General features: G+C 39.6%; 10 protein-coding genes. All 10 read left to right on the top strand.

Features of this window, described 5'->3' with window-relative positions:
• Positions 1-55 precede the first annotated feature (55 nt).
• The 10 genes from ACOMC3_RS06950 (at position 56) to ACOMC3_RS06995 (ending at position 13,792) form a co-directional block, all read left to right on the top strand.
• The gene (locus ACOMC3_RS06950) at positions 56-4,573 is read left to right on the top strand and encodes a DUF6443 domain-containing protein (protein ID WP_420318812.1); all 4,518 of its coding nucleotides are present in this window, start codon (positions 56-58) and stop codon (positions 4,571-4,573) included.
• A complete protein-coding gene (locus ACOMC3_RS06955; RefSeq protein ID WP_420318813.1) occupies positions 4,558-5,055 on the top strand; it encodes a hypothetical protein in 498 nt (165 codons plus the stop codon). Before ACOMC3_RS06950 ends, ACOMC3_RS06955 begins: the two co-directional genes overlap by 16 nt.
• 346 nt (positions 5,056-5,401) lie before the next feature.
• The gene (locus ACOMC3_RS06960) at positions 5,402-8,821 is read left to right on the top strand and encodes an RHS repeat domain-containing protein (RefSeq protein ID WP_420318814.1); all 3,420 of its coding nucleotides are present in this window, start codon (positions 5,402-5,404) and stop codon (positions 8,819-8,821) included.
• Between the two features lies 1 nt (position 8,822).
• Positions 8,823-10,061, top strand: a complete 1,239-nt coding sequence (locus ACOMC3_RS06965) for a hypothetical protein (RefSeq protein ID WP_420318815.1) — start codon at positions 8,823-8,825, stop codon at positions 10,059-10,061.
• 263 nt (positions 10,062-10,324) lie between these two features.
• Positions 10,325-10,609, top strand: coding sequence for a hypothetical protein (locus ACOMC3_RS06970; RefSeq protein ID WP_420318816.1), 285 nt, complete (start codon positions 10,325-10,327; stop codon positions 10,607-10,609).
• A gap of 166 nt (positions 10,610-10,775) precedes the next feature.
• Positions 10,776-11,150: a hypothetical protein gene (locus ACOMC3_RS06975; protein ID WP_420316999.1), complete on the top strand. Its 375-nt coding sequence runs from the start codon at positions 10,776-10,778 to the stop codon at positions 11,148-11,150.
• Positions 11,147-12,082 carry an IS3 family transposase gene (locus ACOMC3_RS06980; RefSeq protein WP_420317337.1) on the top strand — a complete coding sequence of 312 codons (936 nt, stop codon included), beginning with the start codon at positions 11,147-11,149 and terminating at the stop codon, positions 12,080-12,082. Before ACOMC3_RS06975 ends, ACOMC3_RS06980 begins: the two co-directional genes overlap by 4 nt.
• 149 nt (positions 12,083-12,231) lie before the next feature.
• Positions 12,232-12,591: an MmcQ/YjbR family DNA-binding protein gene (locus tag ACOMC3_RS06985; RefSeq protein WP_420318817.1), complete on the top strand. Its 360-nt coding sequence runs from the start codon at positions 12,232-12,234 to the stop codon at positions 12,589-12,591.
• Positions 12,591-12,875: a GNAT family N-acetyltransferase gene (locus tag ACOMC3_RS06990; protein ID WP_420318818.1), complete on the top strand. Its 285-nt coding sequence runs from the start codon at positions 12,591-12,593 to the stop codon at positions 12,873-12,875. The genes ACOMC3_RS06985 and ACOMC3_RS06990 overlap by 1 nt, the downstream gene beginning before the upstream one ends.
• Before the next feature lie 104 nt (positions 12,876-12,979).
• A complete protein-coding gene (locus tag ACOMC3_RS06995) occupies positions 12,980-13,792 on the top strand; it encodes an energy transducer TonB (protein ID WP_420318819.1) in 813 nt (270 codons plus the stop codon).
• Positions 13,793-13,861 lie beyond the last annotated feature (69 nt).

Raw genomic sequence — 13,861 nt, forward strand, 5'->3', positions numbered from 1 at the left:
AATGATGAATGGTAAATAGCGTGTGTCGCTGTATCCATTCAAAGAACCTAACCATATGAATCACTCACTCACCACAACCGTGAGGTTGTCAATCTTTGGATTGTTTTCACTGATTGCACTTTTTGCATCAAGTCAATCGAACAAATATGTTCACAATGCTACAGTAAGTGCAGATATTTCTGGTAGCACAACCAACAACTATTACTTTACGGGTACAGTTACTATTTCTCCACCATCAGGAGGCGGTAGTACCACCATAAGCAGTTCCAATGGTACGATTGTAATCAAGCCATATAACACCGAGGCTCCTCCCTCAACAGACGAAAATTTTGCACAAGCTCAATCTGCAAGAAATCCAGTTACATCGTACGATTCGTTTGTTACTTCGGACATAGACAGTAAAAACACTAGTTATTCATATGTAGATGGTACTGGAAGACCTTTACAGGATGTCATTGTTAGAGCTGGGAATGACTATGAGGACATAGTCAATCATCATGCATATGATATTGCAACTGGACGAAAAGACGAATCATACTTACCCTATGCATATAATAATGGTATAGGAGGTACTTACGTTGCTAATTCGATCAATCAATTAGATGATTTTTATGATGGTACGAATAAATTACCAAATGACACGAAGTATTATAGTACTCAAACTTATGATGAGCGTGGCAGAGTAGCTACTTCTACTGGTCCCGGGAATGAGTGGCATGCAAATTCCAAAAGTCAATCTTTTGCTTTTAAGTACTATAATCCAACTACCGATGGACCCATAGCAGAGTTTGATGGCACAACCAACTCGAATAATTATGCTATAAATGAGCTTACAATTGTTGAGGTAACAAACTCACAGAACCAAAAAACAAGAATTGTAACAGACCTTAGAGGACTTCAAATTACGTCTCAAGTTTATGACCAGGGGAGTGGGAAATGGATAGGTTCATATAACGTCTATGATGATTTCGGACGTCTGATTTATGTAATTCCACCAACTATTACATCAGCCATAACTGCTGGCAGCACATTAGGAGTATTAACTAATGATCAAATTAATGGCTTGTGTTTTCAATACCAGTACAACGATAGAGGAGATTTAATCCGTGAGAAAGCCCCCGGTTCTGTTTGGACAGAGTACGTTTACGATATTGGTGGACGCCTAAGGCTTAAAAGAAATAAGATTTCTGACACAACTCCGTGGACGTTTTATAAATATGATGTCTTAAATCGTGTCATAATGGCTGGAAAGTACGTATCTACTCTTTCCATAGCTGAATTAGAATCACAATCATCTTATAGCGGTAGTAAATATTATGAAGAAAGGTCGAGCCCAGGCAATTTGAATACAGGATATTCTGGGTATTACACTTTTCCAATTATGACAGGTGAAACTTCAACTAATTATATTGAAGCGGTCTACTATTATGACGATTATTCTTTCGAAGGCAGTGCTTGGTGGGATACAGATGGACATAACTTCAGTTTTTCTTTGCCTACTGAAATTAGTGGATCAAAAACCAATAATGTCCTTGACCTTAAAACAGGAAGTAAAGTCAGAATTTCTGGCACCAATCAATGGCTCAATTCCATCGTATACTACGACGACTACAGTCGAGTCATCCAGGTAAAATCAGAGAACCACGTAGGTGGTCTAGATATTTTGAGTAACCAGTTAGATTGGGAAGGCGAGCTTCAAAAGACTCATCTGGATCATTCGGGTTATGAAAATCTGACTTTATTAAGTGAATACGAATACGAACACAATGGAGCATTGAATAGAACCTATCAAACCATTAATGGTGGAACCAGAACACTCGTAGCAGATTATCAATATAACCTGCTAGGTCAATTAGTAGAAAAGAACCTTCATTCAACAGATGGTGGAAATACATTTCTTCAATCAGTGGATTACCGGTACAACATCCGTGGATGGATGGAAAGTATCAACAATGTGACCTTAACCAATGATGGCACCACCAACGACGATACCAATGACTTATTCGGTGCAAATCTCAGGTATACTTCTCCAGTCAGCATCGCTGGACAGAATACAACTGGAAGATACGATGGCCTGCTGACTGCTTTCGAGTGGAACGCAACCAACAATGTTGATAATTCCATACAGCGAACTGCATCAGGCTATAATTACAATAACAGAAATTGGTTATCCAATACCACCTTCGGAACTCATAATGGATCTTCATATAGTTCAAGTGCCAATCACTTTGCGGCTACTGCTACCTATGATGAAAATGGCAACCTTGATGTACTCACCCGTAAGGAAGATGGAAGTTTGATCGATAACCTGGATTATGATTACTACGCAAATTCAAATCAGCTTAAAAGTGTAAATGACCTCACCAACGATGATCGAGGTTTTAAGGATGGCATTGAATCCAGTATTGAATACAAGTACAATGAAGAAGGTCAGATGTATGAAGACCTAAACAAAGAAATAATCAACATCATTTACAACGATGATCAACTTATAACTGAAATCGAATTCTATAATGGAGAGAAAATGGTTTATTCCTACGATGTGTTGGGAAATAGACTTTCAAAATCTTTGATTGATTCGGATGATAATACGGTTGCCAAAGTTGACTATGTCGGTCTCGTTGAATACTTAGATAACGAAATCAATCAGGTATTTACGGATGAAGGTCGTGCTTACCAACAAAATGGAGAATTCCATTATGAATATTTCATTACGGATCACCAGGCTAACAATCGGGTGGCGTTTGGAAACTTGCCGGAGCGTAACGTTTACGTGGCAACCATGGAAAATGAAAAATCCAGCTACGAAGAAAGTGAGTTTGCTTTCCCATCAAACATCCGATCCACTGCGCAGAATCATACGCCACTGGGGAACGAGAGTGTAGCCCTTAATGGGACCCTATCGGGTCGGGAAGTTGGCCCAGCAAGGGTATTAGCTATAGCTCCTGGAGACGAAGTTGACCTGGAGGCATGGGCCAAATACACCGATGGCGGATGGAATAATAGTTCCATTACAGATATTGTTTCTGTGATTAGTTCGGCGTTTGGGGGAGCCAGTGCCGGTACAGGTGCTGAAAGCGCTTCCAGTAGCCTAAACAACGCGCTGAGCGCAGGATCACCGGGTGTGTATAGTGGAAATACCTCCGGGCAGCCGGAAGCATACCTACAGTATTTGTTCTTTGATAACAACTACAACTATGTCGCTAACAGATCCGGATTCATAGCGGTAAGCAATGCCTCCAATGGCAAGTTTGCTAAACTAGAAGCACCAACCATCGAGTTTGGTTCCAATGAGTCTGGCTACCTGTTTGTGTATATCGTGAATGAAAGTAATCAGAACAAGGATGTATTCTTTGATGATCTCAAAATCACGCATGCTTCAGCCACATCATCCTTTAAAGTAACCCAGGTAAACGATTACTACCCGTTTGGCCTTCCAACATCCAACTCATGGAGAGCACCAGGCTACATCGATCCCGGATTATTGTATCAGAGTTCATTTAGTGAGCTGGATAGTATAACTGGATATTACGACTTCCTGAGCAGAAGCTACGATCCAGTGCTGGGCAGGTTTTTTGCAATGGATCCTGCGAGGCAATATTCTAGCCCTTACATGGCTATGGGCAACAGCCCACATATGCATGTTGACCCTAATGGTGAGCTTGCTTTCCTTCCTTTCGTAGCATTCCTTGCAAAAGCTGCGGCCACAACGGCTGCAATTCAGGGAGCTATGTACACGGTTAATGTAGCAATGAGTCCAGGGGGACTGAACAATTGGAATCTGGGGGATTTTGGAACAGCAGTCGGCAAGGGAGCAATAAGAGGAGCTGTAACAGCTGGACTTGGAGAATTAAGTTCGATTGCAGGAGCTGGGGCTCTTGGGGATCTAAAAGGGTTTGGGGGCGGAGTAGCTAAGTTAGGTTATGAGGCACTTTCAACAACAGCAGTTTCTGCTATTGGAAACTTGGCAGTTGGTGATGACTGGAATGCACATCTTAATGTAGGAGTAGGACCATTAACACTTCCTTTTAGGAATGGTGAATTTTCAACTAACCCCTTAGATCATGTGAATAACATCGCTTATGGAATAGATTTTGGTAAGGGATTGTATGATGTTATTCAAGGAGATGCAAGTCTAAAGTTTGATGTAGATAATATGAATCCTTACTTTCAAGAAAAAAGCATCTTTGAACGATACAGGAAGAATGGTAAAATTGGTAAAACATTTTGGAATAAAGAGTTAAGGAGAATGGTGGATAATAAACATACATTGGGGATCACTACACCATCAGGCGTAAGTATTTTGAATGGGGATAAAAGTGTATGGGGTGGATCATTTGGAGATAAAGCAAGGTTTGGAAAATTTGCTGATGCTGGCGAATGGGCAAAAACGAGATTCCATGAAGGAGTCCATGTTCAGCAAACTCGATTCTCTGGAAATGCATTCTTTAGATCACTATTTGATAAAGGTCTTCACAAATATTATGATAGAATTGGTGGGTATTCAGTTTATCCGTGGGAATGGGGAAATTATGGAGCGCACCCAATAACAGACAGATGGTTAAATCAATAATATTTCAATTCTTACTTTGTATTTATCTCGTTCCCCCTCAGAAGGATGATAAATATTTTTATTCAGCTAAAGAGGAAGGCTCTTTTGTATTTGTACTTAGGGCAAATAAAAAACTTAAATTCAGACATACTCACAGTGGAATAAAGCCCTACAATGTAGGTTCATGGAGCCAAAAGGGAGATACAATAATATTCTCTGGAAAGAATTATTTGATTGACAAAAACAATAAATTCTTGCTTTATGAGAGTTATTATTATGATGCGCTGCTTCCTTTAGACTCATCTTACCAAGCGAATAAATCATTGATTGAATCACTTAATGTTGAAGATTGCAATTCGGCTGAAATAGAAGCGGTTGATAGTTTGGTATCTATTGGGGCAAGGCTGAATGATGCATTGGAGCATCCACGGTCAAGAGAATGTATTGGTAATTATTTTTTAGGAACAAATATTTTGATTAGCCCCAACAATATTTACAACTAACAGAATAACCCCCCTCAGAGTCACTTGGGGTTTGAAAAGAAGGAAGGGAAAGGACTCTGAGTTACCCCCCCTCAGTGTCACTTGGGGTTTGGAAGAAGGGAGGAAAGGACTCTGAGAAATAAAGAAAAGAGAATTGATAATAGAAAAACACATAGCAAGCACAAAAGCCTCAGAGTTCTCTGCGAGTAACTCTGAGGGAGAAAAGAGTTAACCCCTCGGCTAGCGCGAGCTTGTAGCTCGTGCAATAAAAGAAAGAAATAAAACGCAAAATAAGACAAACCAAATCTCAAGTCCTTGGAGTGACTTTGAGAGAGTGAAAGAGAAGGAAACAACAAGATTCAAAGAAATGAAAAAACTACTCACCATTGTTTTGGCAACTTTTGCCATATACACTAAAGCACAAATTATTTCCTCACCAGAGTCTCAGCACATGGTTCAGGATGTGAATGTACCTGTTAATCTCTACAATGGGGTAGCATCTGTTCAAGTGCCACTTTATACTGTAGAGGCTAATAACGGGGCTAAAGTGCCCATTTACCTCCTATATACCACCCAGGGCATCAAGGTAAACGATGTTTCTGGTCCGGTTGGTCTTGGTTGGAATCTGTATGGTGGAGGGGCTATTACCAGGGTCATCCGCCACAATGATGATCTTACAGCAAACTACACAACCAGCATCAATGAAAGCAATATTAGAGGTGCAATGGTTGACGATGATGAAACCATCGATTTTGAAAAGGATTTGTTCTTCTTCAATTTCCCTGGTGGTTCTGGTAAATTCATCAAAACAGGCACCAATGAATTTAAAACCTTGCCAAGCTCCGACTTATCGATTTCATTCAGTTCAAACTCTTTTACAATCACCGACACTCAAGGCACAAAGTATTATTTTGGTACCTCAGATGCCTCAAGAGAAAAATCTACTTCTGTCACCGGAATGAACGTAGACGAAGGAATAGGATTTACTGCATTTGGTGATAAACAATATACTGGTACATGGTTATTGACAAAAATTGAGTTTGTAAATCAGCCCACAACTAAGGGAATTGAGTATACCTATGATGAGTTACCTGGCTCAGAATTCACCGGCTTTCTCACTCAAATGGAAAGCTTTACCAGCGCTTCGAGATTAAATGGTCCTAGCCCAAATTACAGCTTGCATGGGGATGTAAATACCTATGAGTCATTGAGTTCAAATTTTACTAAGTATCTCACTTCAATCACCTTTCCAAAAGGTTCAGTTTCATTTAAGTACGAGAATGACAGACAAGACTTTAAAAGAGGTCGAAGACTTGACCAAATATCCATTAATGATCACAATGGGACGATTGTGAATGAGATTCGTTTCGATCAAAGCTACTTTGATTCATCTGACTCTTATTTCAAAGAGACAAATAGTGTGGCTAATCCAAACGAATATTTTTACAGGCTCAAGCTAGATGCTGTGTATATAAATGATATACAAGTTCGATCTTTTGATTACCGAAACGATAAAGACTTTACCGGCGGATATGACAATTACGAACTACCGCCACGTCATTGCTATTACTACGATCACTGGGGATACAATAATGCAAATGCAGCCATGGGCTCTACCTATGTAAGACACGCATCGAGTACTTCTCCAGGCCTTTCTGGAATGGATCGCGAACCCAATGAATATAGCCAGGCTAATATTTTAACAAAAGTTACATATCCAACCGGAGGGTTTACAGAGTTTGCATATGGATATAATAGTGAAAATGGAGGGGTACGAATCGAACGCGTTACCGTTAAAAATCCGGATAACACGAAAGTTTCAGATATTCAATATACCTATTCTATCCCTTCAGCAAGGGAACTTATTCAATACATATCAAAGCAAGGGGTGGGTGATGATGGCATAGGTGATAGAAACTCCGTGACCAAAGAATATACAAACGATGATAATCTTCATCCTTTCGCTAATTCGCATGCCTTGTCCTTGCATCTAGATTTAAATGGCTCACTTGGTGGATATGGACAGGTTCGTGTTGAGGATATGATGACAGGATTGTACAGCATCAACTATTATAAAACAGCTACTAATTATCCAGCCAGTCCTTCCTATAAGTATTGCTATATGATTGAATCAGGAAATGGACAGGTGTATGATGATTATTATACAAGTAATTATGATAACAAGCCTCCTTTTACTGCCCACACTTTGAATAGTTTCAGGCGAGGTGAATTATATAGAACAGAGAATTATGGGACAGATAATGTAAAAACAAGTCAGGTTAGTTATTCATATTCGGAGGTTTCTGATGGTCTTCCTATTACAAACAACTCTGTGAACTTTTGGGCTTATGACGATGATAATAGTGAAACAGATCCGGATGATGATGTTTTTTGGTACTTAATAGGACGTTATCAAATATATCCGAAATACTACAGGTTAGACAATACTGTATCTATAGAATACGAAGGTGGCATTAGAAAAAGGGAGATTCAAACGAATTATACATACATTTCTTCTTATAAGACTATTGCTCGAGAAATAGAAAGTGTTCAAAACTTTCCGACCACACTAAAATATAACTCTAAAAAGACGTTTTACTATCCATTTGACACCTCCATACCTCCAATTGATACTGAATATAGTTATGGTGAGAGACTTATTCTTGCTTCATTAAGCACCTCGTGGGTAAAAAGTGTTCCTGTATTAGTCTTAGATCAGATTAATCTGCCATCTTATAGTTCTGGAACATATAAATACTCAGGTATAAGCCTTACAACATATAGTGAGCAAGAATCATTTGATCTGCCATATCAGACCTTCTCTTTGAGAGAAACTAGTGAACCATTGTCTTCATGGAGTAAAAGTGATCTCACACTTACCAATACATATACCTATGGTGCAAATGGCTTAATAAGTACCGTTAGGGATGAACTTGCGCAAGTAGAAACTGACTATACCTATGATGTGAATGGGTATTTGATCACCGAATCAATTGATGCCGGTTACGGTACAAATCAAAGATCAACTAGCTACACATACGAGCCGCTCATTGGTGTAAGTACAGTTACGCCTACAGATGGACGCTCCACCAGTTATGAATATGATAATAAGAATCAATTAGCTGTTGTGAGAGATCACAATAACAATATAATTAATAAATACCGATCATATACCGTATCTGAATCTGATGATCTTTCGTCCGAGATTGAAGTTGAGAGTTGCTTATATAGGAACAGAGCTATTAATTTTGATGCTTTTGGGTGGAGGGGATTTTATGGAAATACAACTTATGAGTGGGATTTTGGAGATGGTAATACCTACACCTCAACTACCAATGGCGAAGCATCGAATACATACACCAGTAATGGGACCTATACAGTGACTTTAAGCATCAGGAATAGAGAGTATTCAATGATAAATGAAGTAACCAAGCAAATCACAATCGATAGTGCACCTAATAGTATTTGTGGTCCATATATGTATGATGTTAGCAGTAATACAGAGAGTGGTAATTCATGTAACAATAATAACGGTAATCCAGAGATTACCTTTGAATTAAACGATGCAGATGCTTCAGTCAAAAATGAATGGAGGTATCAGATTCAGCAAACATCCGGGGGCAGTTGGACTGAGTGGTATTCATTCGGAGAAAATAGCTTGAAAGCAACTTTAAAAGAAGAGTACTTTGCGACCACTGCGTTTAATGTCCCTTACGCGATCAAGGTTGAATGCTATCTGACAGAATGTGGCGATAAAATTTATAAGACTGTAAACATTCAACTATGATATGTGTTTTCGGCTGAGATGTATCATTTATCTATTATTATCGTGGCTTTCTTTTTCGGCCTTTTCCCAAATCAAGTTCGATGTAAATGTCTCAGATAAGCACCTGAAGAAAGTAGATCAGGTTAAAGAGCCGAGAAAAAAGCTAGAGAAGTATAAGAAGGTTTATTCCAAGGATAGCCTGAAAGCTGCCAAGAGGGCCTGGAAGGAGTATAAGGTTCAGCATAAAGACAGCTTAAAATCCATTGGTCGATGGAAAGAAGCTAAACTGCATCAACAGGAGATTCTTTTGGGTGAGTATAAGATTAAGAAGCCGAAGAAGTATGTCATGGATTATACCGGCTTCAAGCCACCCAAGGATTCCATGGATTGGGCACTTCAGGAGTTATCCAAAAGAGGTGATTTCAGGCAAGTCCGGAAGGTGTATGAGGCCTATGGGCAGTATGACTCTACTTACCTGGAACAATTTAACCTCGACTCTATCAAGCTGGATAGTGCCACTTTGTTGGAGCGCTTTAATATGAATGAGCGGCTGGAAAGTTACCTGCCTCCTGAGCTTGCACAGCAAAGCGATTTGAAGATCGAGCAACAGATGATGAACGGCACGCTGAACCAATACGGTCAGCTACAGCAAATCGATCGGTCGGGGGTGAAGGAGTTCTTTGAGAATATATCACCGGAGGAGTTTGCCAAATCTCAAATCTCGATCAAAGAAGCCAAGGAAAAATATCTGGAATTGCCTAACCTGAGCAAAGAGGAGGAAGGGATTAAGCGAAATTCACTGAAGGGAACTCCGTTGAAAAAGCGATTTTTTCTAAATGGCAATGTCACCATTCAGTCCACTGATCCATTCGTACTAGATGCTAATTTTCAGCTAGGCTATCAGTGGACTCAAAAGTTTTCTACTGGGGTAGGCCTATTGTTTCGAGAGCAGTTCAGTGACAGAGACTCTACTGCTATAACCGGTGATGCTCATGGGTTCAGTGCATTTGCAAACTACGATATTTTCCAAGGATTTTTCATTTATGGAGAATACCAGTTGGTAAAAAACAAAGCGTTATTTGCTGAAACTTCGCAACCGTTAAGCTGGCAATACTCTACTTTACTTGGTGCCGGCAGAAAGTTCAACATCACGGAAAAGATTAGCCTCAGTATCGCCCTGCTCTACGACTTCAACTACAAAAACAACACCCTCAATCAACGTCCACTCACCCCACGAATCGGGTATACCATTGGATTTTAGCAGATGATCTATCCCCCTTCAGGGGGTTAGGGGTGACAGGTCCTATACTATTCTATTGTCATTTCGAGGTAGGAGAAATCTTTATGATGGTTACTTTTCCCCCTTGAGGGGGTTAGGGGGTGACAGGGAAATCTTCACACTAGGTCAGATCAGCTAATTCATTATAAAAAGATTCCTTCACCGTCGTACCTCAGGTTCGGAATGACGATTAAAATGGATTACCTGTCTTGTCCTGAAATAGGTTTGCACAATTTAAGTGTGAAATGAGAATTAAAACAGGAAACCGTATTTATCGAAGTGATTCGGAGAAACTACGAATAATACAAGAAGTACTATCAGGTAAACTTAGTAAAGATGCAGCTCAGCGCAAGTATGGAATCAAAGGCCATAGTGCCATCACCAACTGGATGCGTAGTTTTGGTATAAGGGAGCCATTAAAAGGCAGTGTTTATATGTCTAAATCAAATAAGGAACAGGAGAATCCTGAAGATTTAACTGCAAGAATTAAGGAACTAGAAGAAGCGCTACACCCCCTCAGAGTCACTTAGTGTTGGGAGGAGATAAGGAAAGGACTCTGAGAAATAAAGAACACTAGGTCAGCTCAGCTAATTCATTATAAAAAGATTCCTTCACCGTCGTACCTCAGGTTCGGAATGACGATTAAATGGAAGACCTGTCTTGTCCTGAAATAGGTTTACACAATTTAAGTGTGAAATGAGAATTAAAACAGGAAGCCGTATTTATCGAAGTGATTCGGAGAAACTACGAATAATACAAGAAGTACTATCAGGTAAACTTAGTAAAGATGCAGCTCAGCGCAAGTATGGAATCAAAGGCCATAGTGCCATCACCAACTGGATGCGTAGTTTTGGTATAAGAGAGCCATTAAAAGGCAGTGTTTATATGTCTAAATCAAATAAGGAACAGGAGAATCCTGAAGATTTAACTGCAAGAATTAAGGAACTAGAAGAAGCGCTGAAGTTAGCTGAGCTAAAGTCAGAAGCTTATTCAAAGATGATTGACATAGCCGAGGAGAAGTTTTCATTGAAGATCAGAAAAAAGTTGTCCACCAAACAGTCAAAGCCATGAAGCACATTTATCCATCAGTAGGGCTGAGCCGTATTTGTGGGCTGTTTGGTATAAGCAGGCAATCCTACTATCAGTATCAGGCGAGAAACAGATCATTGGAGTCCACTCATCAACAGATACTGCAATTGGTTCTGGATCAAAGAGCATCTCATCCATATTTAGGAGGCAGGAAGCTCTTTCATCTGCTTCAGTCGGATTTTGATCGTTTAGGTATCCGTATAGGCAGAGATGCATTTTTTGATCTGCTTTCCAGCCATCATTTGCTGATAAAGCGAAGAAAACGACGGGTATCGACGACAAACTCCAGGCACTGGTTTAGGAAGTACCCCAACTTGATTAAGGATCTGGCTATTCAAAATGTGAATCAAGTTTGGGTGAGTGATATTACATATTGGAAGTGGAGAGATCGCTTTCATTACATCTGCCTAATCACCGATGCTTACAGTCGAAAAATAGTAGGTTATGAGTTATCTGATAATCTGGAAGCCATCAATAACCAACGAGCATTACACATGGCAATCGAAAGCCAACCTGGATCTTTAAAGGGATTGATCCACCATTCAGATCGAGGCATCCAGTATTGCAGCCATGAATATGTGGAAATGTTATCCGCTAGAGGTGTGCTTATCAGTATGACTGAAAATGGGGATCCATTAGAAAACGCTATTGCTGAACGAGTCAATGGGATAATCAAAGAAGAATATCTTCAGCATTATGAGGTGAAAAGTCTCTCACAGGCCAGAGACCTCTTAAGTGAAGTAGTAAAACGCTACAATCAAGAAAGACCTCATCTAAGCTGTGGGATGATGACACCCAACCAGGTTCACTTAACGAATATTAAGCCGGAATCTCTTTGGAAGAATTATTGGAAAAGTGCAACTGTCAACGTAAAACAGGACTATAATCAAACTGTCAACATATGTCAGGATTAACTATGTTTAATTGTAAACTTATTTTAGGACGACACAACCATCCCCCTTCAGGGGGCTAGGGGGTGACTAAAAATCTTCCTTCTTACTTACGTAGACCCTTCTCAATCCGTACCCTTTGAACCATCCATGATCCTGACTAACTTTCCATCATGCACATTGAAGCATTCCGTGATTACTGCATGGCCAAGCCGGGCACTACAGAACATACCCCTTTTGGACCGGATACACTGGTATTCAAAGTGATGGATAAGATGTATGCGTTGACCAGCATCAATAATTTTGAATTTATCAACCTCAAATGCGATCCTGAATATGCCATTGAGCTTCGAGAAAAGTTCGATGGATCGATTCGACCTGGATATCACATGAATAAGAAACAGTGGAACTCTGTATATACTGACGGAGGTGTTCCGGATGATAAAATCAAACATTTAATTAACCATAGCTATGAATTAGTCGTCAGTAACTTAGCAAAGAAGCTAAAAGAAGAACTAAAACAGATGAGTTGATGAATGATAATATTCAGAATAAGGAATTTGAAACTAACGGGACGTATTTCATTGAAATTGAAGGAACCAAAGCTGCAGAAATGACCTATTCCATAGCTGGAACGGATAGAATAATCATCGATCATACTGAAGTGAATGATGCATACAGAGGCATGGGACTAGGAGAAAAACTGGTATTAAGGGCAGTAGATGATGCGAGAAAGAAAGGTATTAGCATTGTTCCACTGTGCCCGTTTGCACGGTCAGTTTTCAATAAAAATGAAGATTTAAAGGATGTACTTTAGGTTTTTCCACACTGATTTAAGTCATTCTAACCATTAACCTACATCATCGGGAAAGCTGCTCATAATCAATAGGTTTACTAATCATCCATTTAAACCTTGGAATTATGAAAACTCCAAAAATCATAAGCACTCCAAAAAGTCTTACTGAAGAGACTATTCAGGAGTTAACTAACGTCAATACAAGACTGACTAAAAGTCATAAGGAATTGGCTATTTATGAAGATCTTCTGGCAATTAAAGAGGAACATAAGGCTAAAGATGTGGCTCTAAGACCATTACTTCTAAATATTGGAATGGCGGTCAGCATATTACTTGCAATTATTGCCATTAATTGGAAATCTTACGATGATGGAAACTTGGTCGATCTTGGTGAAGTAGAGGCGGATTTAAATGAGATCATAGAAATACCAGTCAGTACCCAACCACCACCTCCGCCACCTCCTAAACAAGAGGTCTTTAAAATAGCAGAAGTCAAGGACACTGAAATAATAGAAGACATTAATCTGAATTTGGATGTAGAAGTAACTGAAAATGAAGCGCTAGAGGTAGTGGAGGTTAATGTACCTATCGATGAGGAAGAAGAAATTGAAGAAATATTTGTGATCGTAGAGCAAGAGCCCTTACCCGAAGGTGGCTTGGAAGCATTCTATTCATATCTCGCTAAAGAACTTAAATATCCATCTCAAGCCATGAGACTAGGAATCATGGGTTCTGTCTTTGTACAATTTGTTATTGAAAAAGATGGAAGTATTACACAGGTTCAGGTAGTGAAAGGAATTGGAGCTGGATGCGATGAGGAAGCCATTCGAGTCATTCAAAATGCACCAAAATGGATACCAGGTAAGCAAAGGGGTGTTCCAGTGCGAGTGAAAAAGATAATTCCGGTAAAATTTATAATCGCTGGTACGAATCCTTGAGATACGAGGGATTAATCTTCAAAAATTCTTACTTTGCATAAAATCCCTAATCATGCGTTTTACGGTTAT

This window comes from Ekhidna sp., assembly GCF_965212185.1.
Classification (GTDB): Bacteria; Bacteroidota; Bacteroidia; order Cytophagales; family Cyclobacteriaceae; genus Ekhidna.

Excerpts from the sequence above, each read along its gene's own strand:
- ACOMC3_RS06950 (WP_420318812.1), top strand. The coding sequence starts at position 56 with ATGAATCACTCACTCACCACAACCGTGAGGTTGTCAATCTTTGGATTG.
- ACOMC3_RS06955 (WP_420318813.1), top strand. The coding sequence starts at position 4,558 with ATGGTTAAATCAATAATATTTCAATTCTTACTTTGTATTTATCTCGTT.
- ACOMC3_RS06960 (WP_420318814.1), top strand. The coding sequence starts at position 5,402 with ATGAAAAAACTACTCACCATTGTTTTGGCAACTTTTGCCATATACACT.
- ACOMC3_RS06965 (WP_420318815.1), top strand. The coding sequence starts at position 8,823 with ATGTGTTTTCGGCTGAGATGTATCATTTATCTATTATTATCGTGGCTT.
- ACOMC3_RS06970 (WP_420318816.1), top strand. The coding sequence starts at position 10,325 with ATGAGAATTAAAACAGGAAACCGTATTTATCGAAGTGATTCGGAGAAA.
- ACOMC3_RS06975 (WP_420316999.1), top strand. The coding sequence starts at position 10,776 with ATGAGAATTAAAACAGGAAGCCGTATTTATCGAAGTGATTCGGAGAAA.
- ACOMC3_RS06980 (WP_420317337.1), top strand. The coding sequence starts at position 11,147 with ATGAAGCACATTTATCCATCAGTAGGGCTGAGCCGTATTTGTGGGCTG.
- ACOMC3_RS06985 (WP_420318817.1), top strand. The coding sequence starts at position 12,232 with ATGCACATTGAAGCATTCCGTGATTACTGCATGGCCAAGCCGGGCACT.
- ACOMC3_RS06990 (WP_420318818.1), top strand. The coding sequence starts at position 12,591 with ATGAATGATAATATTCAGAATAAGGAATTTGAAACTAACGGGACGTAT.
- ACOMC3_RS06995 (WP_420318819.1), top strand. The coding sequence starts at position 12,980 with ATGAAAACTCCAAAAATCATAAGCACTCCAAAAAGTCTTACTGAAGAG.